This window comes from Flavobacterium turcicum (assembly GCF_011365745.1).
GTDB lineage: Bacteria > Bacteroidota > Bacteroidia > Flavobacteriales > Flavobacteriaceae > Flavobacterium > Flavobacterium turcicum.
Window position 1 is genome coordinate 169796 of record NZ_JAAOBY010000005.1, and the last position, 26127, is coordinate 195922.

Genomic DNA, 26127 nt, shown 5'->3' on the forward strand with positions numbered 1-26127 from the left:
AGTGCAAGCATAAAAAAAGGATGTCTAATCAAGTTGATTAAACATCCTTTTTTAATATTAATTTTATTCCTCCTTACTAATACAGGGCTTTATTAAAGCTGTAGAATAGATTAAAAAGCTATTGAATTGCTTTTTTATTTTTTCTAAAGTGATAAAAAGCAAACACTATTCCAGCCAACGCTAGTATTAGTAGCAAATTGTCAATAGGTGCACTTGGAGTATCAGTTCCTTCTAAGTTTCCAGTGTCATTCTCATCTCCAGGAATTTGAGCTAATAAAGAGCAACAACCTATCAATGCAAAGTAAAATGTGTATATTAATTTGAATGTATATTTTTTCATTTTTTTATCTTTAGAACAAGCTGTTCCTATGAAACAGTTTGCAATTTATTTTTAATAGATTAACTTCTTGCTTACAGATTGGTTGTGCTCAGAAGTGATTTGAATTATTAAAGTTTGGTTGGCAGCCGTAAATCTTGCTAAACTAGTCGATGTATTGTTAATGCCATTTTTTTCGAATAGCATTCGTCCGCGAATATCAAAAACTTTAATACTTTTAATTGCTGTTTTACTAGATTTAATGTTAATAACGCCGTTTTCGTTATATACGATAATGTCGTTCGCTGCTACGTTTTCAGGTAATCCTAATGTAGCATCTGTCTTATACACAATATTAAAACGATCATTAAATATACCAGCTGTAGCAGAGAAAGTATAGGCACTTTTCTTTAAATCGTGGGTTAGTCCAGTTACTTTGTCGTTAATATAGATGGCTTGGTCACCTAAAAACAATCCATCTACATGATCGATAGCAATTGAAAAATCTCCGGCAGCACTTGTCTTAAAGCTCAATGGTACGGTATCTGTATTTTCGAATGGAATGCCTCTTCCTTGAATTACAAATTCTTCATTGTTAATCAACGAGTTTAACGCAGTAGAATTATCATTAATATATCTTCCGTCAATAGTGGCGTCGATGCCAGTAGTTGCTTTTGGTAAATAAGCGATCATCATCTGGTTTATGGCTGTATTTTCTTTATTCAAATTCAACCAGATACGGTGTGTTGATGAATTATTTGTTCTTAAAAATTGATCGTCATTATTTAATAAGCGCATACCATTATTGAAAGTAATAGCACTTGTTGGGGATTTTACGATAAACCCTTGTCCCACTTGAATGATCCCATTTGGAATGATGCTACTAGCTCCTCCAGCATTAGCCGTTCCACCTGCGGTTGTATAAGTAGCGTATGAGGTCGTTGCTGAATTGTTGGTCTTTCTCCAAAAATATAGAGGTTCAGTTAAATTGTTGGTACTGATAAAGGTGTTAGCATTTACCGTAGATGGGTAAGGGTTACCTATTGCATTAAAAGCATTTGCGCTAACTGATATTGTGTATGTACCGTTGTTTGGTACTCCTCTAAATTGCCCATCCCAAATGGTTGGAGTGGTAGGATGCGTGTTTGGCATTCGGATTAGATAAGCTTTTCCGGTAGAAAAAGGATTAGTCGATGCAATTGCATTATACAAATTTGTAGCAGGATTATAGGTATAAAAACGGTTACTTAAAGTAGCTGGCGAAAAGGCTTGTAATTGTTGGCTAGCAACTGGCGAAGACCATAAAACATAATCTAAAAGCATCAAAGGACTTGTTTTTCTGTTTACAATGATATTACCAGTGTTTCCATTCGTGTTCTTACTTTGAATTAAGTTAGCATTGTTTTCAAATGTAAGCGTTGCGCCGCTAGCTACAGTCACATTACCAAAAATATTAAGGTTGAATCCGCTTTTAACTAATACTACAGCTGTGTTATTAACCGTTAAATTACAAGCGGTAATATTTTCTGTAATCGTTAAATTGCCATTTATGATTGCGTTAGTTCCAGCTACAGGTATTCCAGCAGACCAGTTTGTTCCGTTCCATGTTGTAGAACCAATAGTTACAGTTTGATTGGCAGTTACTTGCTGGCCATTACCATCATTAAAAGTCCATGTTATTGCTGTTGTTTCTGTAATCGGGAACGTAGTTGTTGTAGTTCCTGTAATGGTTCCAGCGCAATTATCAGTTGTAGTAGGTGCAGTTGGTGTTACCGAACATTGACCGCTAATAGACGCTAAGGTTGGTACTGCAGGTGCGATGGTATCGTCAATAGTCACGTTTTGTGTTTGATTGCTACTGTTACCATTTGCGTCTGTATAAGTCCAAGTTACTACTGTGGTCCCTTGGTTTGTTATTGGGAAGCTAGTTGTGGTAGTACCAGTTATTGTTCCAGAGCAGTTGTCTAGAGCAGTTGGAGCAGTAGGCGTCATTGAGCACTGAGCAGTTAAGGTTGTTAACGTGGTTACCGTTGGTACAGGATTAAGATTGTCAACAATAGTTACTGTTGTGGTGCAAGTCCTTGTTTGACCGTCAGCATCAGTAACTGATAGTGTTACTGTTTGCGGAGTGCCAATATGAGTACAGTTGAAGGTGTTCGGTGATACAGTAATTGTTGTTATTGCTACATCATCAGTTGAGTTATTATTGACTGCTGCAGGTAATAAAGTCGCATTACCGCTAGAGTCTAAACCTACAGTGGCAGTTTTGCAAATTGCAACTGGTGGTGCAGATGGAATTTTAACTACTTTGAAATCATCAAATACAAAGCCGTCAAATGTTGTCGAATAACCGTCTCGACGATTTGAATTGTCCGAATCAAACAAAAATCTAAAACGTGCAGTACTACTATTGTGTAAAAAGCTATTTTCGGTTGGGCTGATATAAATTTCTTCCATTACCCATTTATCCATTGTGTCTGCTTCGTAAACAGGCTGTCCATCAGGTTGATTATCTCTGTCAGTAGCTGTTTTACCAGTTGAAGTGTTTGTGCTTGCGGCACTATTGTAAGGAGTTGTACTCGGTGAAGCTCCTGGTTTAGTGTATTTACCATTCAGTGGCACCCAATTTGTACCATCTGTAGAGCCTTGCAATTGTACATAATCAAAATTTCGCTCTAAATCCCATTTTGCGTAAAACTGAACCACAGCAGCAGCTGCACCAGATAAGTTAACAGAATTCGTTAAACGTAATGTTTTGGATAAATTATTCGTGTAAGCGCCTGCTGGAGAATCTGTCAGGGCAGTTGTTCCTGAAAACGCATCGCTGGTTGTTCCCCATGACGAAGCTGGAGTGCTAGTCCATGCTGCTATGTTAGTTGCGTCCGGGTTGTTTGCAAAAATAACGGTTGGGTTGTAATTTTTAACAATAGTAGTTTCGTACATAACGTAGCCATCGTCATTGCTTAATGAAACCTTAAATTCTATCACCTCATTATCTTTGATATTTGGATCTAGTTCAAAAGCAGCAGTAAGTGTTCTTTGTGCTAGTTTGGTCCATCCTGTTTGAACTGGAGGAGATGTAATAGAAGTAATGTTGGCAGAAACCGGTGTCACCGTCAAAGTTAAGTTTCCTAGTGTTTGTCCCAAATATTCTAACCCGAATTTTAAGTCTCCGCTTGTAGTAGTGATGTCAGAAGTATTCAGATCGTGTAATTGGGCAAATTTACCGCTGTAGTAGGCATTGACAAAATTCATGCGCATCGCTCTTTTGGCAATAGTTGGAATTAAAGATGGAGATGGCCAAAAATCTCCTTCGCCAGTAGCGGCGCCATTCTCTGGAGCTAATGCCAAAACTTGTTTTCCTGAGCCTGTAGAGCCGTTCACATCTGCTACACCACCAAGCAACCAGTCACTTAGGTCTCCGTTTGCAATGGTTAGGATATCTGGTGCTTCACCGTATATATATCTATTAAAACGAGTAAGATCTTGGCAGAATTTGGCGTATTCATTTTCTCTTCCTGATGATGGTGCTGCCGGATAGCCGTTATAAGCATGAGGGATATTATTTTGAAAAGCATGGTGATTAATTGCTGTTTTGAAATTTCTACTCAAGGCAAAAGCAGAAATTATTTTTGTTTCAGGTTCCGAGGCAGCGGCAATACCTCTGTAGGTTTGATCAGACTGTGTAGGAGACGATCCCCCAGCATATCTTGCATCACCTCCCCAGAAGTAATTGAAGTTTCTGTTCAAATCTACTCCGCGAGCGTTATTGTTTCCTGGATTAGCAGTGGGGTTCAAATTTTTTCTTTGTAATCCACCGCCGCTTGGCGCAATTTGCTCATTCCATTTCAATCCGTCAGGATTTACAACGGGTATAAAATACATTTGATGATTGTCCACAAGGTTTTTAATGCCAGGGTCGGTACTGTAGTTTTCTAAAACGTACCACATATAGTACATTAAATTCATTAAACTACTTACCTCACGAGAGTGGGTCATTCCGGAATACATTGATTCTGGTTCGTTGGCTTCAACAACATCCGGATTATCTGAAATTCTTACAAAGTAGATGGTTTGTCCAGGCCAAGTTTGGTAAACTCCACCGTTGGTAAATGCATTACCATGAGTCTTTTGATTAGTAGGTGATGCATCTGTTTTTGCAGAAATTAAGTTAGGGTATTTGGTTCGCATGAGATCTAACTGCTCTAATACTTGCGCATAGGTTAGACAGCCTGCCATACTTCCTAATTGAAAATTTTGTGGTGTTGCCCAATCAATTTCTGTGCTTCCTTCATATTGGATAAAGTTATTCACAGTGGTAGTTTTCGTACTCAATGACTTTTGCGAGTTTCTTGAAATGGTCTTGAGATTCTCAAGTTCCATTTTCGCTTTTGGGAGTTCTGTTAGGGTTAATTTTTCGTAATGTGCCTTTAAGTCATTTATGTTGACTTTGTACTTGATACTATTTGCATCTAGAGCGTTTAATTCTTGTGCATCTAGTTCAAGAGTTAAATTGTTATCTATAAAAACAGCACCACAACTTAAGTCAATTCCAATTTCTTTAATTTTAAGTAATTGTTTACTTGTTGGTTTGATTATTGTTATTCTTTTTGCTGGAGGGGTGCTTTGACCAAATGACATTTGGTTCAATAGCAATACTAATAATGTTAGTAGGAAGTAATTTTTCTTCATAAAATTTGGATTTGGAGGTTCAAAAATATGTTAAAAAAATAGTAATTACAATCGATTTCGTTGAATTGTTAATTTTTAATTAAAATTTCACCTTTTTTGTTAATAATAGTATTCAATAGCTTTTTTCTCTTCAAGAAAAATCGGGTCGATTGATTTACGTATTGTTTGTGTATCTGGTTCTTATTCAGGCACAAAAATGTGTTTTGCATTTATTTAATGCTTATTTTTACCTTATAAATTATTCTTATGAAAATGAAATCCTTTTATGTCGTCGCTTTTTTACTAAGTTGTTTTTTTGGTCAGGCCCAAGGTAAGCTGACGGGCAAGGTTACTGATTTTAAAAATAAACCCATTGCTGAGGCTCGAATTTACCTAGACTCTATTGACGTGAGTTGCGTGACAAACAGCGAAGGCGAATTTGAATTGGTGTTGCCGCAAAAAGTTGGTTTTATCAATGTTTACACTAAAGCATACGGCCTGTTATCTTCAAAATATAATAACGAGGATCGCATGAGTTTTAAATATTTAGAATCGGCAAAAAACAATAAAATTCGTTTGCAAAAAGGAGAGCAGTTGCCTTTGACTTATTCTGCCGTTGATAATGAATACAAAATAAATTCTACTAAAAATGTGAATGTGCAAAACGACAAATATCAAGGTGTGTTCTCTAATATTTATGATTTGCTACGTGGTCGCGTTTCATCTGTTGTTGTGTCCAGGAATAACAAAATATCTATCAGAGGAATTAGTTCTATTCGTAATGCAGGAGAACCTCTTTTTGTAGTTGACGGAATGATTGTTACCAGTTTAGATTATTTGTCTCCAAACAATATAAAAGATATTACTGTACTGAAAGATGCAGCTGCTGCAACCTATGGTGCACAAGGGACCAACGGCGTTATCGTTATCAAAACAAAATAAGTGAGGCTTAGTTTTTTGAAAAAAGTATTTGCGATACAATTAGTAATACATTCTAAAATCTAGAAATTTACACAAATCATATTGCTTTTGATGCAATTCTTCAACTACATTAAAAATTGAGTCATCAGCCTCAAACAAACTAAAAAACAGTTGATCCAATGCGGTGCTGCTTACTGCCGCATGCGGTGAACCGTAACCGGAGATGGCTTTAGCACAAGTAATGTCTAAAAAGTACTGCGATTCATCTGGAGTCAAATCTAATGCTTTGGTGCTGGCAAAATGAATGATTTTACCTCTCATTTTTCCTTCGAATAACTCTGCAATTTCTTCTAGGGTATAAAAATAATTGTTCAAACAAATGGTGTTGGCTTCGCCTTGCATGACCAAGTAAATGATTTCATAATTGGTGAAGTTATGATCATCATACAGTAAACTATGTAAGCGCTCCTCTAACCCTTCTATCGAGTCGCAGGTGGTATGTATGCTGCTGATTCCTTTGTCAAAAGCCAATCGTTCTAGGTGTTGTACCACTTCGGTAGTAGTAACTTCTTCAATGTCAGCAACGGCTTCAAGGCAAAAAATAAAGGTGTCGTTCTCCATAAATTGTGAGGTTCGGTGGCAGAAACTCTCCTTTATTTTTCAAGGGATATGAATTTCTAAGTGAAAATTTTTCTGTAACAAAGATACTAAAGCCTTTCAAAACCCGAAAAAAACAACTGTGAAGGAATCCTTAATTTATACAACTAGTACACTAATTTTGCTACTTACAAACGGACAAAATCTTTTTTAAATAGCAATGAAAAACTAATTTTCAAATGTAGTTTCAAGTATTTGAACAATAAGATAGGATCAATAGTTCGCAGCGCTATTTGCATTTCAAAATGTATCATTTGCAAGACGGCTCGGTTTTCTTCCTTGGTTGTATTGAGCTGCAAGGCGTTGCGCACAATTTGGTAGGTGCTGCGGTTGTATAATCTTGTTTTTCTGTTCAAACGTTTAAAACGGCGCGAGCTTAAGGAATTACGGAGTTCTCTCTTTTTGATTAAAATACTATCAATAAAATCAAATTGATAGAAACGCGCTGTTTTAATCCAAAAATCATAATCTTCAAATTGTAAATTTTCATTAAATCCCTGAAAACGATCGTAAACTGCTCTTCTTGCCATGGCCGAAACAGAACATACATTATTTTCAAGTCGCAACAGACTCAAATATATATCGCCTACAGCTTGTGGTTTAATTCTTTTTTTGTTTTCATCGACTTCAAAAAAGTAATAAAAATGAGTGTCGTCTTCAAAAACTAATTCTGCATTGCCATAAACAATTCCAATATTTGAAAATTGGCTTTTTGCAAAAGCTTCTAATTGAAGTTCTACACAGTTGTGGGCCAATACATCATCTGCCGCCAAGTCAACTATATAACTTCCGTTGCTTTGTGCAAATGCTTTGTTGAATGATTTGGTGTTTCCTAAATTGTGTTCATTTTTAATGAATACTATGTTGGGTTCTTTTTTCAACCAAGTCGTTATTGCTTCCACAGAGTCATCGGTGCTGCAATCATCTACCACAATAAGTTCAATATTACTGTAGCTTTGATTTTTGACCGACTGCAATGCTTCTTGCACGTATTGGCCGTGATTGTAGCAAAGACATATTATGGAAACTAGCGGTTTGTCATTCATTTGTACAGCAAAGTGTTTATATTTGGTGCTAAAATAGTAATTTATTGCATGAGTACTCGTAAAACTAAAATAGCATTGGTGGGCGATTCCCTTGGCGGAGGCGGTGCTGAGAAAGTACAAGCACTTTTGTCTATTTTTTTTGAAAGTAAAGGCATTAACGTACACCACATTATTTTTGTTAATGACACCTCCTATGATTATGCCGGAGAGTTGTACAATCTTGGCAAGCAAAAAGCCGAATCAAACCTTGATAAACTAAAGCGTTTAAAAAAGATCAAGACCTATTTAGCCGAGCATAATTTTGATATTATTATCGATTTTAGGTTTCGTGTAAATGTTTTTAACGAATACCTAATGGCTCATTGGGTATATAAAAAACCTGTTGTTTATACCATACATAGTAGTATGTACACGAGTTATATTCCTGAAAGTCGTTTTTTAGCGCGACTTATCTATAGGAAGGATAGTTGGGTAGCTGTAAGTAAAGCGGTTGCATCTGCAGTGGCAAAGCGTTACAAGAAAGAGGTAACTTCTATTTACAATCCAGTTTGTATTCAGGAAATTCAGGAATTGGCAAAAGTCGAAGTTGAAATCGAATATCCGTATATCATAGCAGTGGGGCGAATGAACGAACGAGTAAAACAATTTGATGTTTTAATTCAGGCTTTCGCTGAATCGATATTGCCACAGCAAGGCGTGCAGTTATTGTTAATCGGATCTGGTGCTTTAGAAGAGGAGTGGAAAAAAGTCGCACTAAATTGCGGTGTACAAGATTCAGTAGTTTTTGCAGGTCAGCAACAAAATCCTTTTAAATACTTAAAAAAGGCACTTTTTACAGTGGTTAGTAGTCAGTATGAAGGACTTTCAAATGTATTAATTGAAAGTCTTGCAGTTGGTACTCCCGTAGTTTCGTTTGATTGTTTTGCTGGTCCGAACGAAATTATCGATCATGAAAAAAATGGTTTACTAGTGCCAAATCAAAATCAACAAGCACTGACAAAAGCCATAAATAGAATGATCGAGGATACTGATTTGTATCAAAAATGCAAGCGCAACGCAGCAGGCAGCATAACTCATTTTGAGCTGGAACACATTGGTCAGCAATGGCTCCATTTTTTAAACTTAAATTCCCATTCATGCAAATAGAAATTATTGATATCCCTAAGATTGAAAATGTTTTGGGCAATATCGCTGTTATCGAAAATGAGGTAATTCCTTTTGAAATCAAGCGCGTGTATTACCTGTATGATATTCCAAGTACATCCAAGCGGGGCGGTCATTCACATAAAAAATTACAGCAGGTTTTAATTGCTATTTCAGGAAGTTTTGATGTGGTGCTAAATGATGGTAAAAGTCAAAAAACAATAACATTAAACAAGCCTGATAAAGGTTTGCTGTTGCGAAATAATACTTGGCGTGAATTAGAGAATTTTTCGTCAGGAGCTGTTTGTATCGTCTTGGCTTCCGAAGTTTTTGATGAAGCCGATTACATTCGGGATTTTGATGTCTTTTTACAATCGGTACAATGAAAATCTTGTATGTAGTTCCCAGCATTAATAATGACGGAGGCGTAGCGCGTGTTTTGGCGCTAAAAGCCAATTACTTGATTCGAAATTGGCAATATGAAGTGCATATTGTGACGCAGAATCAAGGACACACACCGCTTTTTTATGAGTTTGATACTGCTATTGCAATACATGATATTGCCCTGAAAAAAAACTCAGTAGGCTTTGTTTTCGATTATATTACCAAACTAAAAAAAATCATCAATACCGTTCAGCCCGATGTAGTTTTGGTTTGTGATAATGGTTTGAAAGCTTTTTTATTGCCTTTTTTTCTTGGTGTAAAAATGCCATTAATTTTAGAAATTCATAGTTCTAAATTTATTGAAGAGCGCCCTGCTCGACATTTTTTACATCAAGGATTTCGATGGATGAAATACAGATATAAAAACTTTTGCGCCAAGCACTTTTCTCAAATAGTGTATTTGTCTGAAAATAGTAAAAAGGAGTGGAACAATATAAATGGCGTCATTTTGCCCAACCCAGTTTGGATAGAAAATGTTGCAGTTGGTGAGGATAAACGAAAGATAGTTTTGGCAATAGCACGCAATTGTTACGAAAAGGGCCTTGACCGACTTTTGCCTATTTGGTCAGCGGTCACAAATGAACATCCGGATTGGAAACTCCATATAATCGGAGATCAAGTAGCGCAGTTACAAGCGCAAGTTGATCTTTTGGACATCTCTGATAGTGTGTGTTTGCAGCAATCGGTCACCGCAATTGATGTTGTATATGCTAATGCATCAGTCTTTGTTTTAAGTTCCCGTTTTGATTGTTATCCGATGGTTTTGTTAGAAGCCATGGCTAGTGGATTGCCATGTATTGCTTATGATTGTCCCTGCGGTCCTGCAGCTATAATTGAATCTGGAGAGACTGGGTTTTTGATTCCAAATGGCAACCAAGAATTGTTTGTTTCCCATTTAAAACAATTGCTAGCTGATGAAAACTTACGTCTTGAAATGGGAAAAAAAGGTAAAGAAAAGGTCGTTCAACAAAGTATTGATCACATTATGGAGCAGTGGAATACTTTTTTGAGAGCTATCTAAAAGCTTTGCTTTTTTGTGCCAAAGTACACAAATAACCAAGTTTAAAACATTTGAAAATCCATAATCGTGGATTTTTACCAGTTAAGTTTTTTTCAATCCATTTTTTATTTCGAAGGTATAAAAATGAAGTAAAACGAACTAGTTTTAACTTTTGCAACGACAGTAAAACTTGAATAATTTTTATAAAAGAAGCGGCTATTTTTTGGTCTGTGTATAAACTTAAAGCACTATCCAATGCTTCTTTGGTTTTTAAAAGGTACATTGAATTAGAGTCAACATCAGCATGTAAAATTGGGTTGTCAATATGCTGAATGCTAGCGTTAATTAGACTTAATTGATAAGCGAGTTGCGTATCTTCGTGGCCGTATTGTTTTTTGTAGGGTTCAAATTTTATTTGATCAAAAAACGATTTTTTTATCACCGTGTTGTTAAACAGTAAAGCTTGGTATTTTCTTTTTTGTCGCTGTGTTGCCGTTTGGTCTTCTGTAAATTTGCCGTATTTCCACCTTAGTTTTTGATCGTTTGATAGACAAGATTCTGGGTGAACACGCCCACCATAAACCACATCGTATTCTTCCAGATACTCTAAGTAGGTTGCTATAAAATGAGTATTGATGCATTCTGAATCACCATCAATAAATAACAAATACTTATGTTGGGCTTGGGCAGCAAGTGAATTCCGGTTTTCTCGATGGCCTAAATTTTCTGTTAAGGCCGTAAATTGGCAATTTGCAAGTGTGTTAATTTTTTCGTTTTCGGTATTGAAAACAGATCCAGAAGCATCATCTTGACACAAAATTTCAAAATCAATACCACAAGTTACGCATTGTTCGTGTAAGGCTTCTACCAACGGAAGTACGTTGTAGTTGTATACAGGAACAAGGATTGAGAGCATTATGCCGTACGTTGTTGTATTACTTCAAATATTTTAGAATCTTCGCACTTCAAAGTTTTTGATGGGAATTTCATTAACAAAGCGTAATCATGCGTTGCCATAATGATTGTTTTACCGTTAGCGTTGATTTTTTTCAATAAATCTAAAACTTCAGCACTAGTTTGTGGATCTAAATTTCCTGTAGGTTCATCGGCCAAGATTAATTCAGGGTCGTTCAGCAAGGCACGAGCAATTGCTACGCGTTGTTGCTCACCACCAGAAAGTTGATGTGGCATTTTTTTACCAAAATCTCTCATGCCTACTTTGTGCAATACTTCATCAATTTTTGCATCCATTTCACCAGGATTCGTCCAGCCAGTAGCTTTCAAAACAAACAGCATATTGTCATTGATAGAACGGTCCGGAAGCAATTTAAAGTCTTGAAAAACAATACCAATCTTGCGTCTTAAAAACGGAATGTTATCCTCTTTTAATGTAGCTAAATCGAATTCTACCACGTGGCCTTCTCCTTCTGTCAAAGGTAAATCAGCGTATAAGGTTTTCATTAAACTACTTTTTCCAGAACCAGTTTTACCTATTATGTATAGAAATTCCCCGTGGTTAACTTCTAAATTTACTTCACTTAAAATAGATTTTCCTTCTTGATATATGGATACGTTTTTTAAAGACAGTACGGTTTGTGACATAATTTGTATTTGTTTGTGCGGTAAAAGTACTAAGATAACGCTGGTATTACAAATAAATTATTGGCTTGGAACTCAAATTTTGTAATTTGGTCACGTTTAAAGATGCCAAACGAAAAAGGTAAGGCTTTATGTTACGAAAGTTGTTGCCACAGCACTAGCTTTCATAAAAAAGGATAATAAAAACGGTAACGGATTCGTTATCCATTGCAGAATACAATACATTTGAATTATAAAAATAAAATCACAATGCATAAACTTTCTTGGAGTACGCTCTGCATCCTTTTTGGAATGTCAACCAGTATTTGGGCACAAAAATCTACTATTTATACCCATGATTCAAAGGATTTTAATACTGCTGTAGCCATGTTTAAGGACGGGCAATATACCTCTGCACAACATTTGTTCAACCGAGTAAAAGCCACTGCATCAACAGAAGAATTACAATCGGATTGCGCGTATTTCGCAGCTTTTTGTGCAATTAAAACCAATCAGTCGAATGCTGATGAGTTGATGGAGCAGTTTGTGGATACCTATCCTACAAGTGTAAAACAAAATCAAGCTTACGCCGAAGTAGCTCAGTTTCATTTTGCACAAGGCAATTATCCGCAAGCTTTGCAGTGGTTTGAAAAAGTAGAGGAAAATGCAGGCACTAGAGCAGATCAAGAAAAATATAACTTTCAAAAAGGGTACAGTTATTTTGCTGCAAAAAATAAAAAGCAAGCAACTGCCTATTTGAATAAAGTAGTCAACTCATCAGAATACGGCTCTCAAGCAAAATATTATCTGGGTTTTATGGCTTACGAAGGCGATGATTATAAAGAAGCTACCAAATATTTTGATGCGGTTTCAGGCGAGGAGAAATACAAAGAAAAACTGTCGTACTACCAAGCAGACATGAATTTTAAGCTGGGTAATTTTCAAAAAGCAATTGATTTGGGTAAAAAAGCCATGCCTAATTCTTCGGCTTTGGAAAAATCAGAGCTCAATAAAATTATTGGCGAAAGTTATTTTAATTTAAAGCAATACGACCAAGCTATTCCGTACTTGGTAGCATACAAAGGCACTAAGGGTAAATGGAATAATACTGATTTTTACCAATTGGGTTACGCGTACTACAAACAAAAAGATTTTGAAAATGCGATCTCACAATTCAACAAAATTATTGGTGGAAAAGATTTTGTAGCTCAAAATGCCTACTATCATTTAGGCGAAAGCTATTTGAATACTGACAAAAAGCAACAAGCGCTCAACGCTTTTAAAAATGCTTCTGAAATGGATTTTGATCTTGCCATTCAAGAAGATGCTGCTTTGAATTACGCCAAACTAAGTTACGAATTAGGGAATTCTTACGAAAGTGTTCCTGCAGTATTGCAAGCTTTTTTGAAAAAGTATCCTAAAAATGCCAGTAGAGTTGAGGTCGAAAAATTATTAATCGACTCCTATATTTCATCTAAAAATAACAAAGAGGCTTTGGTTTTGTTAGAGCGCAACAAATCGCCTGAAAATAAGTTGGCTTATCAAAAGGTTTTATTTTACAGAGGTTTAGAGTTGTATACCGATACAAAATACACCGAAGCTTTATCAATGCTATCTAAATCTTTGAACGAAGCTAAAGATCCATATATTACAGCACGAGCTACTTTTTGGAAAGCCGAAACGGAGTATGTTTCAGAAGATTACAAAGAAGCCGTATTAAGTTTTAAACAGTTTAGTACTGCGGCAAAAGCGAGTACAACACCTGAGTTTAAAAATCACAATTACAATATTGCCTACACTTATTTTAAACTAAAAGAGTACGATCAGGCGGCTACTTTTTTCCAGAATCAAATAGAACAAGCGCCAACAGATAAGGTTCGTTTGTACGATTCGTATTTGCGCATGGCCGATTGTCGTTTTGTGACTTCAAAATACAGTCAAGCCATTGAAGGCTACACCAAAGCCATCGATGCCAAAAGTTCTGATGCAGATTATGCCTATTTTCAACGTGCCATCTCACAAGGTTTTTTAAGTAAAAATGACAAAAAAATTGCAGAACTGAACTCCTTTTTACAATTGTATTTAAAGTCGGATTGGCGAGATGATGCACTTTTTGAATTGGCAAATACCTATGCAGCTGACAATAAAAACGATTTGGCTGTTAAAACATACGACCGATTGATAACCGAATTTAAAAAAGGTTCTTTTGGGTCAAAAGCTATTTTACGTCAAGGCTTGGTGTACTACAATACTGATAAAGACGACTTGGCTTTGCAGAAATTCAAAAAAGTTGCTGCTGAATTCCCAAGAACTCCCGAGGCACTTGAGGCCGTAGCAACAGCTCGTTTGATTTATGTTGATAATGGTAGGGTAGATGAGTATGCAACTTGGGTGCGTACTTTAGATTTTGTTGCCGTAACTGATGCAGAGCTTGATAACGATTCATACGAAGCAGCTGAGCGTCAATACCAGCAAAACAATACCAAACAAGCCATTGCCGGATTCAGCAGTTACGTGAGTCAATTTCCAAAAGGGATTCACGCACTAAAAGCCAATTACTTTTTAGCACAATTGTATTTTGCACAAGAGTCTTTCGATCAAGCTGTGCCTTCGTATCAATATGTAATTGCACAAGCTAATAACGAATATACGGAGCAATCTTTGTCGCGCTTGGCACAAATTTTCATCAAAAAAGATAATAGCGAGCAAGCTATTTTGGTTTTACTTCGATTAGAAAACGAAGCCGAAGTGGCACAAAACAAAACTTTTGCACAAGCCAATTTAATGCGACTGTACCAGCTTATAAAAGACAATGATAACGCTGTTCGTTTTGCTGAGAAGGTATTGCAAAACCCAAAAGCCGATGATGCTTTAAAAAGTGATGCGCAAATTACTATTGCTCGTGCGGCAATTGCACTAGGTGACGAGGTCAAAGCCAAAACGGCTTACGCCAATGTACAGCTAATCGCCAAAGGGGAACTTGCAGCCGAGGCTTTATACTATGACGCTTATTTTAAAACAAAAGAAGGAAAGTTTGAAGCTTCGAATGTGGCTGTGCAAAAACTAGCCAAAAATTATGCGGGTTACAAATATTACGGAGCCAAAGGTTTGGTGCTCATGGCGACTAATTTTTACAATTTGAAAGATAGTTTTCAGGCAACTTATATTCTTGAAAATGTAATTCAGAATTTCACAGACTATAAAGATGTCGTTGAAGATGCAAAGAAAGAATTGGATCGAATAAAAACCGAAGAGGCAAAAACCAATTCTAGTATTACCAAATAAATTGAATTAATGAATCAGTAAAGGTGCTTTGAGAATTTTTGCAGCACTCTTTTAGATATTTTAAAATATGACTTTACCTTTTTATATAGTAGATGTTTTTGCAGAACAAAAATATGCTGGCAATCAGTTGGCTGTTTTTACTGATGCGCAATCACTCTCTACTAAGCAAATGCAACAAATAGCAAGAGAAATTAATTTTGCCGAAAGTACTTTTATCACTGCCTTAAATCAGGACACGGGAACTGCTTCGGTACGTATTTTTACACCTGATCAAGAAATGAAATTTGCAGGTCATCCTATAATCGGAACATCGTGGATTTTGATGCATAAAATTTTTCAGAAAAACTTCGATGCTATTACGCTTGAGGTTCCTGTAGGAGCAATTCCTGTACAACAAAAAGGCGATTTAGTTTGGCTTCAAGCTGCGCAGCCTTCCTTTTTAAATAGTTTTTCGGCAACTGATTTTGAGAATTTCAGTAACTTAAATGCAGCTGATTTTGATACAAATTTTAACATTCAAGAGGTAACAACAGGTAGCGCTTTCGTAATAATTCCTTTGAAATCAGCAGAGGCATTGCAACGTTTGCAACTCGATAAGCAAAAGGCGCACGAGTGGTTGGTAGCAAATTGTGGTACGGCGCACCGCGCTTTTTACTTTTTTACTTTAGAAGGGAATAAACTGGAATCGCGCATGCTTTGCATAGAAGACAATCAACTCAAAGAAGATGCCGCTACCGGAAGTGCTAGTACTTGTTTGCAAGCTTTTTTACTAAAGTATTACCAGCAAGAAATTCAAATAACCAATCACCAAGGCGATTATATGAACCGTCCTTCGCGAATTTACTTTGAAGGGAAAAAAGAAGCCGAACATTTTGAAATAAAAATTGGAGGCAAAACACAATATGTAGCAAAAGGCGAATGGGAAGTGTAAGATTATCTTCTTTTTCACAAACAAACACACGTATAAAACAGTACAAAATGGTAGTTATAAAATCGATCGTACATACAATAAAAGCCTCTCAGGCGAAGCAATTTGCTTTTTTGAACACAAAAACCACTGCGGTAAGTTTGCTGTTTTTGTTGGTTTCTCAAATTTCGTTGGCACAAAAGAAAGAACAAATAGGCAATGAAACAGTTAATGTTGTAAAGGCTTATACTCCTAAAATTTCGGATGCATCCAAAGCCAAAGAAAACCCAGATTTAGACGATGAAGGCAATGAGAAAAAGGAACGTATCAAGTATGCTATTTTCTCTTTCCCAGTAGCTTCGACCTTCACACCATCAAAAGGAAAAGCAGAAGGTGTAACCAAAGAAAAACAAGCACACGTTTTTCAAAATTATGCCACTTTGGGCGTAGGGAATTATGGTACTTTGATTGGAGAATTATTTGTAAACCACGAACTCAATAACACGGATTATGTAGGAGGAATGTTCCGTCATCATTCTTCGCAAGGAGGAATTAATGAGGTAGTTTTAGATGATAATTTTTACGATACTGCTCTCGATGTAATGTACGGTTCTAATCAAAAAGGATTGTCGTATAATCTAAATGCAGGCTATCAAAATCAAGTTTACAATTGGTACGGTTTACCAGCTAGTTTTGGAGCAGGAAACACACCGCAAGCTAATGCTCAACTTATTAGTGGTATTGACCCACTTCAGGCATACACTACGCTCTCTTTAGACGGAAATGTTGTGGTTTCTGAAAGTTTCTTGCAGGACGCAACGGTTAAATTTACGCACTTTTTTGACAAGTATGATTCAGCAGAAAATCACTTCGCAGTAAAACCAAGCTTTGTGTTTAATACCAATGATACAGCTATTAAAACTGAATTGACGGTTGATTATCTGTCTGGAAGTTTGAAAAATAATTTTAGTAATACCAATGTCGAAGCTTTAAAATACGGTTTTACAAATTTAGGTTTGGCACCAAGTTTTGAGATGCAAAGAGATGATTGGACACTGAATCTTGGAGCAGCATTATTTTACAGTATGGACAGTCAAAACAGTAAAAACTCGTTTTTTATCTATCCGAAAGTAACCGCATCATACAAAGTTGTAGGTGATTTGATGCTTTTTTATGCTGGTGCTCAAGGCGATTTAAAACAAAACAGTTACGAAAGCTTGGTAGGACAAAATCCGTTTTTGTCACCTACCAATTTGATGCGTCCTACAGACCAACAATTTGATATTTATGCAGGTTTAAAAGGTAAATTATCTAATTCAGTTAGCTATAATGTACGTGGATCGTACTTAAACGAACGTAATAAATTTTTGTTTCGTGCTAATAATTACAGTGAAAACAATACGAATCCAGATTATGGTTTTGGTAATTCTTTTCAGGTGGTTTACGATGATGTGAAGACTGCTAGTTTTTATGGAGAGTTAAAAGCTGATTTTTCAAAAGCGGTTAGTTTTGGTGTAAATGGAACGGTAAGTACTTACAAAACGGCTTTCCAACAAGAAGCTTGGAACCTTCCAACGCTGCAAGTAAATGCCAATTTAGATGTTACTTTTTCTCCAAAATGGTTTGCTGCTGCACACGTTTATTATGTCGGAGAACGAAAAGACTTTCAAGAAAATACCTCCCTTGTTACCAATAGTTCTCCAATAACTTTGGATGGCTATTTTGATGTAAATGCAAAAATTGGATACAAATACAGTGACCGTTTGACTGCATTTTTAAACGGAAACAACTTAGCCAATAATTCCTATCAAAAGTGGTTGAATTTACCCGTGCAAGGTTTGCAACTTGTTGTAGGAGCCAATTATAAATTCGATTTTTAAGTAAGAAAAATAAAATTCAGAACAATTAACAAAAGGCAGCTTATTGAATTTGCTACATGCAATTCTTAGCTGCTTTATTGATTTTAGTATTATTTCATAAATATGACTTTTAAACAAAAAATACACAAACACTACGCACAACTGGTGCAAGACCGAATTGATGTATTCAAAGACATGATTGTAGCTTTGACAGAAGATTCAAAAAACGATGCCAAAGGTTCTGCCGGTGACAAGCACGAAACAGCACTTTCGATGATGCATTTGGAGCAAGAAAAACTCAATCATAAGCTCAAGGAAGTTTTGGCTCAAAAGGCCATTCTTGATAAAATTGATCCTTCAACTGTGGCGTCTACAATTATTTTGGGTAGTTTGGTCAAAGCCAATGGTATTCTTTTGTATATGTGTGCTGCACTTCCAAAGATTGCAGTCGATGAAGTTAATGTAATTGCGCTTTCGCCTCAATCGCCTCTTGGCTCAAAGCTGATGGGTCAACAAGTAGGCTTTTCGTTTGAGATAAACACCACCAAATATTTGATCGAAGAAATCAATTAATTCTTTCCATCTGAATTAGATTGCAACAACAATTTTACAGTTTGTAATTAGAAGTACTAATTTTTTCAATCTATAATTACATATTCAATGTTATTGTTGTTTTTTGGTTTATTATTTAAACTAAAAAAGGCTTTTGTGTTTTTAAATTAGAAGCATAATCACATCTTTGCCTTATCAAAATAAATAATAATATCAAAAATATAGCAATATGTGCGGAATTGTATGTGCCTTCGATTTGAAACAAAAAGCTGAGGTTTTAAGGCCTCAAGTTCTAGAAATGTCTAAAATAATTCGTCACCGTGGTCCAGACTGGAGCGGAATTTTTAGCAATGATAAAGCCATTTTATCACACGAACGTTTGGCAATCGTTGATCCTGCCTCAGGAAAACAACCTTTGTTGAGTGCCGATAAACAATTGGTTTTGGCAGCGAATGGTGAGATTTACAATCACAGAGTTTTACGCAAACAATTCGAAGGGAAATACCAATTTCAAACAGAGAGCGATTGCGAAGTTATTTTGGCTTTGTACCAAGAAAAAGGGCCACATTTTATTGATGAAATGAATGGTATTTTCGGGTTTGCTATTTATGATGTCGAAAAAGATGAGTATTTCGTAGCTCGTGATCACATGGGAATTATTCCTTTGTACATCGGTTGGGATCAGCACGGTACTTTTTACGTAGCGTCAGAATTGAAAGCGTTGGAAGGATTTTGCACCAAAATTCAATTGTTTCCTCCAGGGCATTACATGACAAGTACAGATGGTGAATTTGTACAATGGTACAAAAGAGATTGGACCGAATTTGATGCTGTAAAAGACAATGAAACCGACATCAGTGCTATAAAAACAGCTTTAGAAGCCGCCGTGCACAGACAGTTAATGAGTGATGTACCTTACGGAGTTTTGCTTTCTGGAGGTTTAGATTCTTCTATCACTTCGGCTGTAGCCAAAAAATATGCTCAAAAACGTATCGAATCAGGAGATGTTGCCGATGCTTGGTACCCACAATTGCACTCTTTTTCAGTAGGATTGGAAGGTTCGCCAGATTTGGCAGCAGCTCAAATTGTAGCCGATCATATTGGCACTATTCATCACGAAATCAAATTCACGATTCAAGAAGGTTTGGATGCCGTACGTGATGTGATTTACAATTTAGAAACTTATGATGTTACTACGATTAGAGCATCAACACCAATGTGGCTTATGGCTCGTGTGATTAAGTCAATGGGCATAAAAATGGTATTGTCTGGCGAAGGTGCCGATGAACTTTTTGGTGGTTATCTGTACTTTCATAAAGCGCCAAATGCAAGAGAATTTCACGAAGAGAACGTTCGTAAATTAGGTAAATTACACATGTATGATTGTTTGCGTGCCAACAAAAGTTTAGCGGCTTGGGGAATTGAAGGTCGTGTTCCATTTTTAGATAAAGAGTTTATGGATGTGGCCATGCGCATCAATCCACAAGATAAAATGATCAACAAAGAGCATCCTATGGAAAAATGGGTTGTTCGTAAGGCTTTTGAAGATATGCTTCCACAAAGTGTAGCGTGGAGACAAAAAGAGCAATTCAGTGATGGCGTAGGATACGGCTGGATTGATACGCTGAAAGCTACTGTTGCAGTTGAAATTACCGATGAACAATTGGCTAATGCCAAATATAAATTCCCATTACAAACCCCAACTTCGAAAGAAGAGTACTATTATCGTTCTATTTTTCATGAGCACTTTCCGAGTGATGCGGCGGCGCTTTGCGTACCACAAGAAGCTAGCGTGGCTTGTAGTACCAAAATTGCACTAGAGTGGGATGAGGCCTTTAAAAACATGAACGATCCATCCGGTAGAGCGGTGGCGAGTGTGCATGATGATGCTTATGAAAAAGTATAATATTTTGATATCAAATCCATTTTTGCCATTTTGGATTTCTTTAAAAGCGTTTCCTTTGGGGACGCTTTTTTTGTGAAATATTTTCAAGTTTGGTGAGACAAAAAATATAATCGTTCAAGCGGTCAGTTATTTAGGGAGAGTTTTTTATATTAGCATTCCTAAAAAAACAACTATGAAATTTTATACTTTCTTTTTCGCATCGTTATTATTAATGTCCTGCTCCGATAAAAGCAAAATTGAGGTAGATACCATTGTAACCGATGCTACTATTTATACCGTAAACGAAGCTTTTGCTACCGCCACAGCCATGGCCATCGACAATGGAAAAATTGTCGCCATTGGCTCAGATGGTGAAATTACAGGAAAATACGAATCTAAAAACACTGTTGAAGCTGAAGGAAAATTTATTTATCCGGGCTTGTATGATGCACATTGCCACTTTTATAATTTTGGGTTGACCTTGCAAGAAGTTGATTTACGAGGAACCAAAAGTATGAATGAAATCGTGAGTCGTTTGCAAGCTTTTCAAAAGAAAAAAAATCCTACTTTTATTGTGGGTAATGGTTGGGACCAAAATGATTGGGCAGTGAAAAAATATCCAACAAAAGCCGATTTAGACAAAGCTTTCCCAGATATTCCGGTAGTATTAAATCGTGTTGATGGGCATGCTATAATTGTAAATAGTAAAGCCTTGCAATTAGCAGGAATTACAAAAGATACGAATGCAGACGGCGGTCAAATTGAACTCGCAAACGGCGAACCAACAGGAATTTTAGTTGATAATCCGATGGAATTGGTTTTTAAAATTATTCCAAAACCAACACGTAAAGTTCAAATAGCAGCCTTGTTAGACGCCGAAAAAGTAATGTTCGAACACGGTTTAACAACAGTTAACGATGCAGGTTTAGATCCTGATGTAATTCATTTAATTGATAGTTTGCAAAAAGCCAAATTATTAAAATTGAATGTTTACGCTATGATTACTGCCAATCAAAAAAATATTGATTTGTACTTAAAAAAAGGAGTGTATAAAACGGATCAAATCAATGTACGTTCTTTTAAAATGTATGGCGACGGAGCATTAGGTTCTCGCGGTGCATGCATGCACAAAGCCTATTCTGATAAGCCAGGACAATTTGGGGCTTTGCTAGCGCCAATTGTAGGCCTAAAAGATGTTGCAAAACAACTAGCTCCTTCAGATTTTCAGCTAAATACACATGCCATTGGCGATAGCGCAAACACGGTAATCCTTAAAATTTACAAAGAAGTTTTAGCGGGTACCAAAGATCGTCGTTGGAAAATTGAACACGCTCAAGTACTACGTGAAGCTGATTTTGATTATTTTAAATTCGGAATCATTCCATCGGTTCAACCAACGCATGCTACTTCTGATATGTATTGGGCAGGCGAACGCCTTGGTAAGGAACGTTTAAAAAATGCTTATGCGTACAAAAAATTATTGCAAAAAGCAGGAACTATTGCTTTAGGAACAGATTTTCCAGTTGAAGAAGTAAATCCGATGTTGACGTTTCACGCTGCCGTTGCGCGAAAAGACAGCAAAGAATATCCTAAAGGTGGATTTCAGATTGAAAATGCATTGTCTCGTGCTGAGACTCTACGAGGTATGACTTTGTGGGCAGCATTTTCGAATTTCGAAGAAAAAGAAAAAGGTAGTTTAGAAGTTGGTAAATGGGCTGATTTTGTGCTTTATGATCAAGATTTGATGAAAGTGCCAGAAAATCAAATTGTAAAAATTAAACCTGCAGGAACGTACCTGAAAGGGCAAAAGGTGAAGTAATTTCATTTGATACTCTCAGATTAATGTCATTTTAATTTGAAATGCTTCGGTATATTCTGATTACATTTTGAATTCAAATCTTATATTTTACTTCAAAAACGAAAGTAGAAAGTAAAGTTGTGTTTGCACTTATAAGCGAGTAGCTCATATTTGCCAACTTGCTCAACAGTTAAATTATATGCTATGTGCGGATTATTAGCCATTATAGGAAAAGGAAAAGACGAACAGTTGGTGCGAGACCTTTCGGCGCGGATGGCGCATCGTGGTCCTGACGAAAATGATTTATTTCAAACCGAAAAAGGACATTTCCTAGCTCACGAACGTCTCGCTGTCATCGATTTGTATTCGGGTAAACAACCTATCCAAGGTTCTGAGTCAGTGTATATGGTGCATAATGGCGAAATCTATAACCATCAGGAATTGCGAAACGGAATTCTAGATGGACGAACTTTTCGAACCAAGAGTGATTCAGAGGTAATTGTGCACTTGTATGAACTATTGGGTTACGATTTTTGTACGCAATTGGACGGTGATTTTGCTTTTGTTATTATTGATGGCGATGATTATATGGCAGCCCGTGATCCGTTGGGTGTAAAGCCACTGTATTATGGTTTGGATGAGCGCGGTAGAATGTTTTTTGCCTCAGAAATGAAAGCGATAATTGACCAATGCAAAACATGTTCTACTTTTCCGCCAGGACATTATTATACCCCAAAAACAGGTTTTGTGAAGTACTTCAGACCAGAATTTGAGGATTATCAAACGGCTACACAGGAGTCTGATTTGGTGCTAATACGAGAAACCTTGACAAAAGCTACCCAAAAAAGAATGATAGCTGATGTTCCTGTTGGTGTCTTGTTGTCTGGTGGATTGGATTCGTCACTTATTACAGCTATCGCCAGCAGATTTTTCAAAGAAAAAGGGCAAAAACTAAAGTCATTTGCTATTGGTTTAGATAGTGAAGCACCAGATGTTGTCGCGGCTCGAAAAGTTGCTCAGTTTTTAAATACAGAGCATACAGAGGTGTTTTTTAACGTAGATCAAGGACTTGAAATTTTAGATACGTTAATCAAACAAATAGAAACTTATGATGTGATTACCGTGCGAGCTAGCGTTCCAATGTATTTTGTTGCAAATGCAATTCAGCAGGCGGGTATTAAAGTAATTCTTTCTGGCGAAGGTGCCGATGAAATTTTTGGTGGCTATTTGTATTTTGCGAATGCGCCATCTGCCGAAGATTTTCAAAAAGAAACAATCGAAAGAGTACAGAAATTATTTACAGCTGATTTATTGCGTACTGACAAAGCCACAATGGCGCACGGCGTAGAAGCAAGAGTTCCATTTTTGGATGCAGAATTTTTAAACGTGGCTTTTGGTATTCAACCGGATGAAAAAATGCCTCGAAATCACGATGGGAAAGAGAAATTTATTTTGCGTAAAGCATTTGATACGCCTGAAAATCCGTATTTGCCAGAAGAAGTTTTGTGGAGACAAAAAGAACAATTTTCGGATGGTGTTGGTTATTCGTGGGTAGACCAACTGATTGACTTTTGCGCCAAGCAAATTTCGGATGAGCAATTGGCTGGAGCTGCTCAAGAATATCCGTACAATTCACCTACAACGAAAGAAGCGTATTTGTATCGTCAAATTTTTCATAAACATTATCCGCAGTTAAGTGCGGCGCAAACGGTTCGCAAATGGATTCCAAAATGGCAAGAAAACCAAGACCCAAGCGGAAGAGCCAATGCTGCCCATGTCAAGTCAGCATTGTCGGGAAAGACTGAATGATACAGTAATACTTTTAGTGCTTGTCGTGCCACTAAAATCAGATATAAATTTTGATAAAAAAAAACAGATTTTTAGGGTAAAACTGTTCAGTTTGCTACTAAAAATCTGTTTTTTATTTAGGATGATTTTTGTATTTCAATACAAGCCTGCTTTTTATTGGTTTTAGCAGTTCAAATAGCTTAATTTTTTAAACAAATGTTAATAACTTAAAGCCTTTAAAAGTGATTTTAACGGTTATATAATTTGCGTTTTTATATATTTGCGTGTTATACAAAAAATTACATTTTTTAGATTAAAACAATATGAGCGAAGAAATCAATAAAGGGAATTATTCAGCCGATAGTATTCAGGCATTAGAGGGAATGGAGCACGTAAGAATGCGTCCTTCGATGTATATAGGCGATGTTGGAGTTCGAGGACTGCACCATTTGGTTTATGAAGTTGTCGACAACTCTATTGATGAAGCAATGGGAGGACACTGTGATACGATTTCGGTTGCAATTAATGAAGATGGTTCGATTACAGTTGAAGATAACGGTCGTGGTATTCCGGTTGGAATTCATAAAAAAGAAGGTGTTTCTGCACTAGAAGTTGTAATGACCAAAATTGGTGCCGGAGGAAAATTTGATAAAGATTCTTATAAAGTTTCTGGAGGTTTACACGGTGTAGGTGTTTCGTGTGTGAATGCATTGTCAAACCATCTGATTGCTACTGTTCACAGTAGCGATGGAAAAGTGTACCAACAAGAATACGAGAAAGGAAAAGCTTTATATCCAGTAAAACAAATTGGAGATACAAGCAAAAGAGGTACCATCGTAACTTTTTATCCAGATCCAACCATTTTTACACAAACAACAGAGTACTCATACGACACACTTTCGGCACGTATGCGTGAACTTTCTTTCTTAAACAAAGGAATCACAATTACGTTCACTGATAAAAGAGAAGTTGATAAAGATGGGAATTTCTTGTCAGAAGTGTTTCATTCTACTGAAGGTTTGAAAGAATACATTCGTTATCTAGACGGAAACCGTGAGCCAATTATTGGACACGTAATTTCTATGGACCACGAAAAAGGTGATATTCCAGTTGAGGTAGCTTTGATTTATAATACGAGTTATTCTGAGAACATCTTTTCTTATGTAAATAACATCAATACGCACGAAGGAGGAACGCACTTGCAAGGATTTAGAACGGGATTAACTCGTTCCTTGAAAAAGTATGCAGATGCTTCTGGAATGTTAGATAAATTAAAATTTGATATTTCTGGAGATGATTTCCGTGAAGGTTTAACGGCTATTATTTCGGTAAAAGTTGCTGAACCTCAATTTGAAGGTCAAACAAAAACTAAATTGGGTAACAGAGAAGTTGTTTCTCCTGTTAGTCAAGCAGTGAGTGAGATGGTAGAAAATTATTTGGAGGAAAATCCAAATGATGCACGAATCATTGTTCAAAAAGTAATTTTGGCTGCACAAGCGCGTCACGCTGCAAAAAAAGCACGTGAAATGGTACAACGCAAAACCGTAATGGGTGGCGGTGGATTACCAGGAAAACTTTCTGATTGTTCTGAGCAAGATCCAGCAAAATGTGAAGTTTATCTTGTCGAGGGTGACTCGGCGGGTGGTACAGCAAAACAAGGTCGTGATCGTGCGTTTCAAGCAATTTTGCCATTACGTGGTAAAATCTTAAACGTAGAAAAAGCCATGCACCACAAGGTTTTTGAAAACGAAGAGATTCGAAATATTTTCACTGCATTAGGTGTAACTATTGGTACTGCCGAAGATAGTAAAGCTTTAAATATTGAAAAATTACGTTACCACAAAGTAATTATTATGTGTGATGCCGATGTCGATGGTAGCCACATTTCTACTTTAATTTTGACGTTCTTTTTCCGATTCATGAAAGAATTAATTGAAGAAGGGCACGTGTATATTGCAGCTCCACCATTGTATCTTGTTAAAAAAGGAAACAAAAAAGAGTATGCATGGAATGATGTACAACGCGATCAAGCCAATGAGCGCATGGGCGGAAGTGCAGCAATCCAGCGTTACAAAGGTCTTGGAGAAATGAACGCGGAGCAATTATGGGAAACTACCATGGATCCTAACTTTAGAACCTTACGTCAAGTAACTATTGATAGTTTGGCAGAGGCGGATAGAGTGTTCTCTATGTTAATGGGTGACGAAGTGCCACCTCGTAGAGAATTTATCGAGAAAAATGCAGTTTACGCAAACATCGATGCTTAATCAATTTTTT

General features: G+C 36.7%; 18 protein-coding genes. 12 read left to right on the forward strand and 6 right to left on the reverse strand.

Annotated features, from left to right (window positions below; all coding sequences use genetic code 11):
- Positions 1-118 precede the first annotated feature (118 nt).
- Together G9Q29_RS10270 and G9Q29_RS10275 are read right to left on the reverse strand one after the other, a co-directional pair.
- Positions 119-340, reverse strand: a complete 222-nt coding sequence (locus tag G9Q29_RS10270) for a hypothetical protein (protein ID WP_166136682.1) — start codon at positions 338-340, stop codon at positions 119-121.
- A gap of 51 nt (positions 341-391) precedes the next feature.
- Entirely contained in the window at positions 392-5008 is a 4617-nt protein-coding gene (locus G9Q29_RS10275; protein WP_166136685.1) for a M14 family zinc carboxypeptidase, read from the reverse strand.
- 246 nt (positions 5009-5254) lie between these two features.
- On the opposite strand from G9Q29_RS10275, the gene G9Q29_RS10280 reads away from it, so the two are divergent.
- On the forward strand, positions 5255-5929 hold the full coding sequence (locus tag G9Q29_RS10280) for a TonB-dependent receptor plug domain-containing protein (RefSeq protein ID WP_166136688.1): 675 nt from the start codon (positions 5255-5257) through the stop codon (positions 5927-5929).
- Between the two features lie 39 nt (positions 5930-5968).
- Here the strand turns inward: G9Q29_RS10280 and G9Q29_RS10285 are convergent, their stop codons facing one another.
- Together G9Q29_RS10285 and G9Q29_RS10290 are read right to left on the reverse strand one after the other, a co-directional pair.
- The gene (locus G9Q29_RS10285) at positions 5969-6529 is read right to left on the reverse strand and encodes a DUF6642 family protein (protein ID WP_166136691.1); all 561 of its coding nucleotides are present in this window, start codon (positions 6527-6529) and stop codon (positions 5969-5971) included.
- Between the two features lie 164 nt (positions 6530-6693).
- Positions 6694-7611: a glycosyltransferase family 2 protein gene (locus G9Q29_RS10290; protein WP_166136695.1), complete on the reverse strand. Its 918-nt coding sequence runs from the start codon at positions 7609-7611 to the stop codon at positions 6694-6696.
- A 48-nt stretch (positions 7612-7659) separates the two neighbouring features.
- On the opposite strand from G9Q29_RS10290, the gene G9Q29_RS10295 reads away from it, so the two are divergent.
- From G9Q29_RS10295 to G9Q29_RS10305, 3 genes are read left to right on the forward strand one after another with little or no spacing between them, the layout of a single operon-like run.
- Positions 7660-8757 carry a glycosyltransferase gene (locus G9Q29_RS10295; protein WP_166136698.1) on the forward strand — a complete coding sequence of 366 codons (1098 nt, stop codon included), beginning with the start codon at positions 7660-7662 and terminating at the stop codon, positions 8755-8757.
- Positions 8748-9140, forward strand: coding sequence for a sugar 3,4-ketoisomerase (locus G9Q29_RS10300; RefSeq protein WP_166136701.1), 393 nt, complete (start codon positions 8748-8750; stop codon positions 9138-9140). Before G9Q29_RS10295 ends, G9Q29_RS10300 begins: the two co-directional genes overlap by 10 nt.
- Positions 9137-10219 (forward strand): glycosyltransferase family 4 protein, encoded by a 1083-nt coding sequence (locus G9Q29_RS10305; RefSeq protein ID WP_166136704.1) that lies wholly within the window; start codon positions 9137-9139, stop codon positions 10217-10219. The genes G9Q29_RS10300 and G9Q29_RS10305 overlap by 4 nt, the downstream gene beginning before the upstream one ends.
- Here the strand turns inward: G9Q29_RS10305 and G9Q29_RS10310 are convergent.
- Positions 10212-11114 carry a glycosyltransferase family 2 protein gene (locus tag G9Q29_RS10310; RefSeq protein WP_166136707.1) on the reverse strand — a complete coding sequence of 301 codons (903 nt, stop codon included), beginning with the start codon at positions 11112-11114 and terminating at the stop codon, positions 10212-10214. The two genes, G9Q29_RS10305 and G9Q29_RS10310, sit on opposite strands and share 8 nt — an antisense overlap.
- Positions 11114-11800: a cell division ATP-binding protein FtsE gene (locus G9Q29_RS10315; RefSeq protein WP_166136710.1), complete on the reverse strand. Its 687-nt coding sequence runs from the start codon at positions 11798-11800 to the stop codon at positions 11114-11116. The genes G9Q29_RS10310 and G9Q29_RS10315 overlap by 1 nt, the downstream gene beginning before the upstream one ends.
- A 246-nt stretch (positions 11801-12046) precedes the next feature.
- On the opposite strand from G9Q29_RS10315, the gene G9Q29_RS10320 reads away from it, so the two are divergent.
- The 8 genes from G9Q29_RS10320 to gyrB all read left to right on the forward strand — a co-directional run bounded on the left by G9Q29_RS10320 (position 12047) and on the right by gyrB (position 26117).
- Positions 12047-15061, forward strand: coding sequence for a tetratricopeptide repeat protein (locus G9Q29_RS10320; RefSeq protein WP_166136713.1), 3015 nt, complete (start codon positions 12047-12049; stop codon positions 15059-15061).
- A gap of 67 nt (positions 15062-15128) precedes the next feature.
- Positions 15129-15992: a PhzF family phenazine biosynthesis protein gene (locus G9Q29_RS10325; RefSeq protein WP_166136716.1), complete on the forward strand. Its 864-nt coding sequence runs from the start codon at positions 15129-15131 to the stop codon at positions 15990-15992.
- 47 nt (positions 15993-16039) lie between these two features.
- Positions 16040-17848: a TonB-dependent receptor gene (locus G9Q29_RS10330; protein ID WP_166136719.1), complete on the forward strand. Its 1809-nt coding sequence runs from the start codon at positions 16040-16042 to the stop codon at positions 17846-17848.
- Positions 17849-17950: 102 nt separating this feature from the next.
- Positions 17951-18400 (forward strand): hypothetical protein, encoded by a 450-nt coding sequence (locus G9Q29_RS10335; RefSeq protein ID WP_166136722.1) that lies wholly within the window; start codon positions 17951-17953, stop codon positions 18398-18400.
- A 208-nt stretch (positions 18401-18608) separates the two neighbouring features.
- Positions 18609-20285 (forward strand): asparagine synthase B, encoded by a 1677-nt coding sequence (asnB, locus tag G9Q29_RS10340; RefSeq protein ID WP_166136725.1) that lies wholly within the window; start codon positions 18609-18611, stop codon positions 20283-20285.
- A 172-nt stretch (positions 20286-20457) separates the two neighbouring features.
- Complete coding sequence (locus G9Q29_RS10345) at positions 20458-22083, forward strand: amidohydrolase (RefSeq protein ID WP_166136728.1); 1626 nt, start codon at positions 20458-20460, stop codon at positions 22081-22083.
- Positions 22084-22266: 183 nt separating this feature from the next.
- Positions 22267-23871: an asparagine synthase B gene (asnB, locus tag G9Q29_RS10350; protein ID WP_166136731.1), complete on the forward strand. Its 1605-nt coding sequence runs from the start codon at positions 22267-22269 to the stop codon at positions 23869-23871.
- Between the two features lie 302 nt (positions 23872-24173).
- Entirely contained in the window at positions 24174-26117 is a 1944-nt protein-coding gene (gyrB, locus tag G9Q29_RS10355; protein WP_166136734.1) for a DNA topoisomerase (ATP-hydrolyzing) subunit B, read from the forward strand.
- Positions 26118-26127 lie beyond the last annotated feature (10 nt).

Coding starts and splice junctions, on each gene's coding strand:
- G9Q29_RS10270 (WP_166136682.1), bottom strand. CDS start 340: ATGAAAAAATATACATTCAAATTAATATACACATTTTACTTTGCATTG.
- G9Q29_RS10275 (WP_166136685.1), bottom strand. CDS start 5,008: ATGAAGAAAAATTACTTCCTACTAACATTATTAGTATTGCTATTGAAC.
- G9Q29_RS10280 (WP_166136688.1), top strand. CDS start 5,255: ATGAAAATGAAATCCTTTTATGTCGTCGCTTTTTTACTAAGTTGTTTT.
- G9Q29_RS10285 (WP_166136691.1), bottom strand. CDS start 6,529: ATGGAGAACGACACCTTTATTTTTTGCCTTGAAGCCGTTGCTGACATT.
- G9Q29_RS10290 (WP_166136695.1), bottom strand. CDS start 7,611: ATGAATGACAAACCGCTAGTTTCCATAATATGTCTTTGCTACAATCAC.
- G9Q29_RS10295 (WP_166136698.1), top strand. CDS start 7,660: ATGAGTACTCGTAAAACTAAAATAGCATTGGTGGGCGATTCCCTTGGC.
- G9Q29_RS10300 (WP_166136701.1), top strand. CDS start 8,748: ATGCAAATAGAAATTATTGATATCCCTAAGATTGAAAATGTTTTGGGC.
- G9Q29_RS10305 (WP_166136704.1), top strand. CDS start 9,137: ATGAAAATCTTGTATGTAGTTCCCAGCATTAATAATGACGGAGGCGTA.
- G9Q29_RS10310 (WP_166136707.1), bottom strand. CDS start 11,114: ATGCTCTCAATCCTTGTTCCTGTATACAACTACAACGTACTTCCGTTG.
- G9Q29_RS10315 (WP_166136710.1), bottom strand. CDS start 11,800: ATGTCACAAACCGTACTGTCTTTAAAAAACGTATCCATATATCAAGAA.
- G9Q29_RS10320 (WP_166136713.1), top strand. CDS start 12,047: ATGCATAAACTTTCTTGGAGTACGCTCTGCATCCTTTTTGGAATGTCA.
- G9Q29_RS10325 (WP_166136716.1), top strand. CDS start 15,129: ATGACTTTACCTTTTTATATAGTAGATGTTTTTGCAGAACAAAAATAT.
- G9Q29_RS10330 (WP_166136719.1), top strand. CDS start 16,040: ATGGTAGTTATAAAATCGATCGTACATACAATAAAAGCCTCTCAGGCG.
- G9Q29_RS10335 (WP_166136722.1), top strand. CDS start 17,951: ATGACTTTTAAACAAAAAATACACAAACACTACGCACAACTGGTGCAA.
- asnB (WP_166136725.1), top strand. CDS start 18,609: ATGTGCGGAATTGTATGTGCCTTCGATTTGAAACAAAAAGCTGAGGTT.
- G9Q29_RS10345 (WP_166136728.1), top strand. CDS start 20,458: ATGAAATTTTATACTTTCTTTTTCGCATCGTTATTATTAATGTCCTGC.
- asnB (WP_166136731.1), top strand. CDS start 22,267: ATGTGCGGATTATTAGCCATTATAGGAAAAGGAAAAGACGAACAGTTG.
- gyrB (WP_166136734.1), top strand. CDS start 24,174: ATGAGCGAAGAAATCAATAAAGGGAATTATTCAGCCGATAGTATTCAG.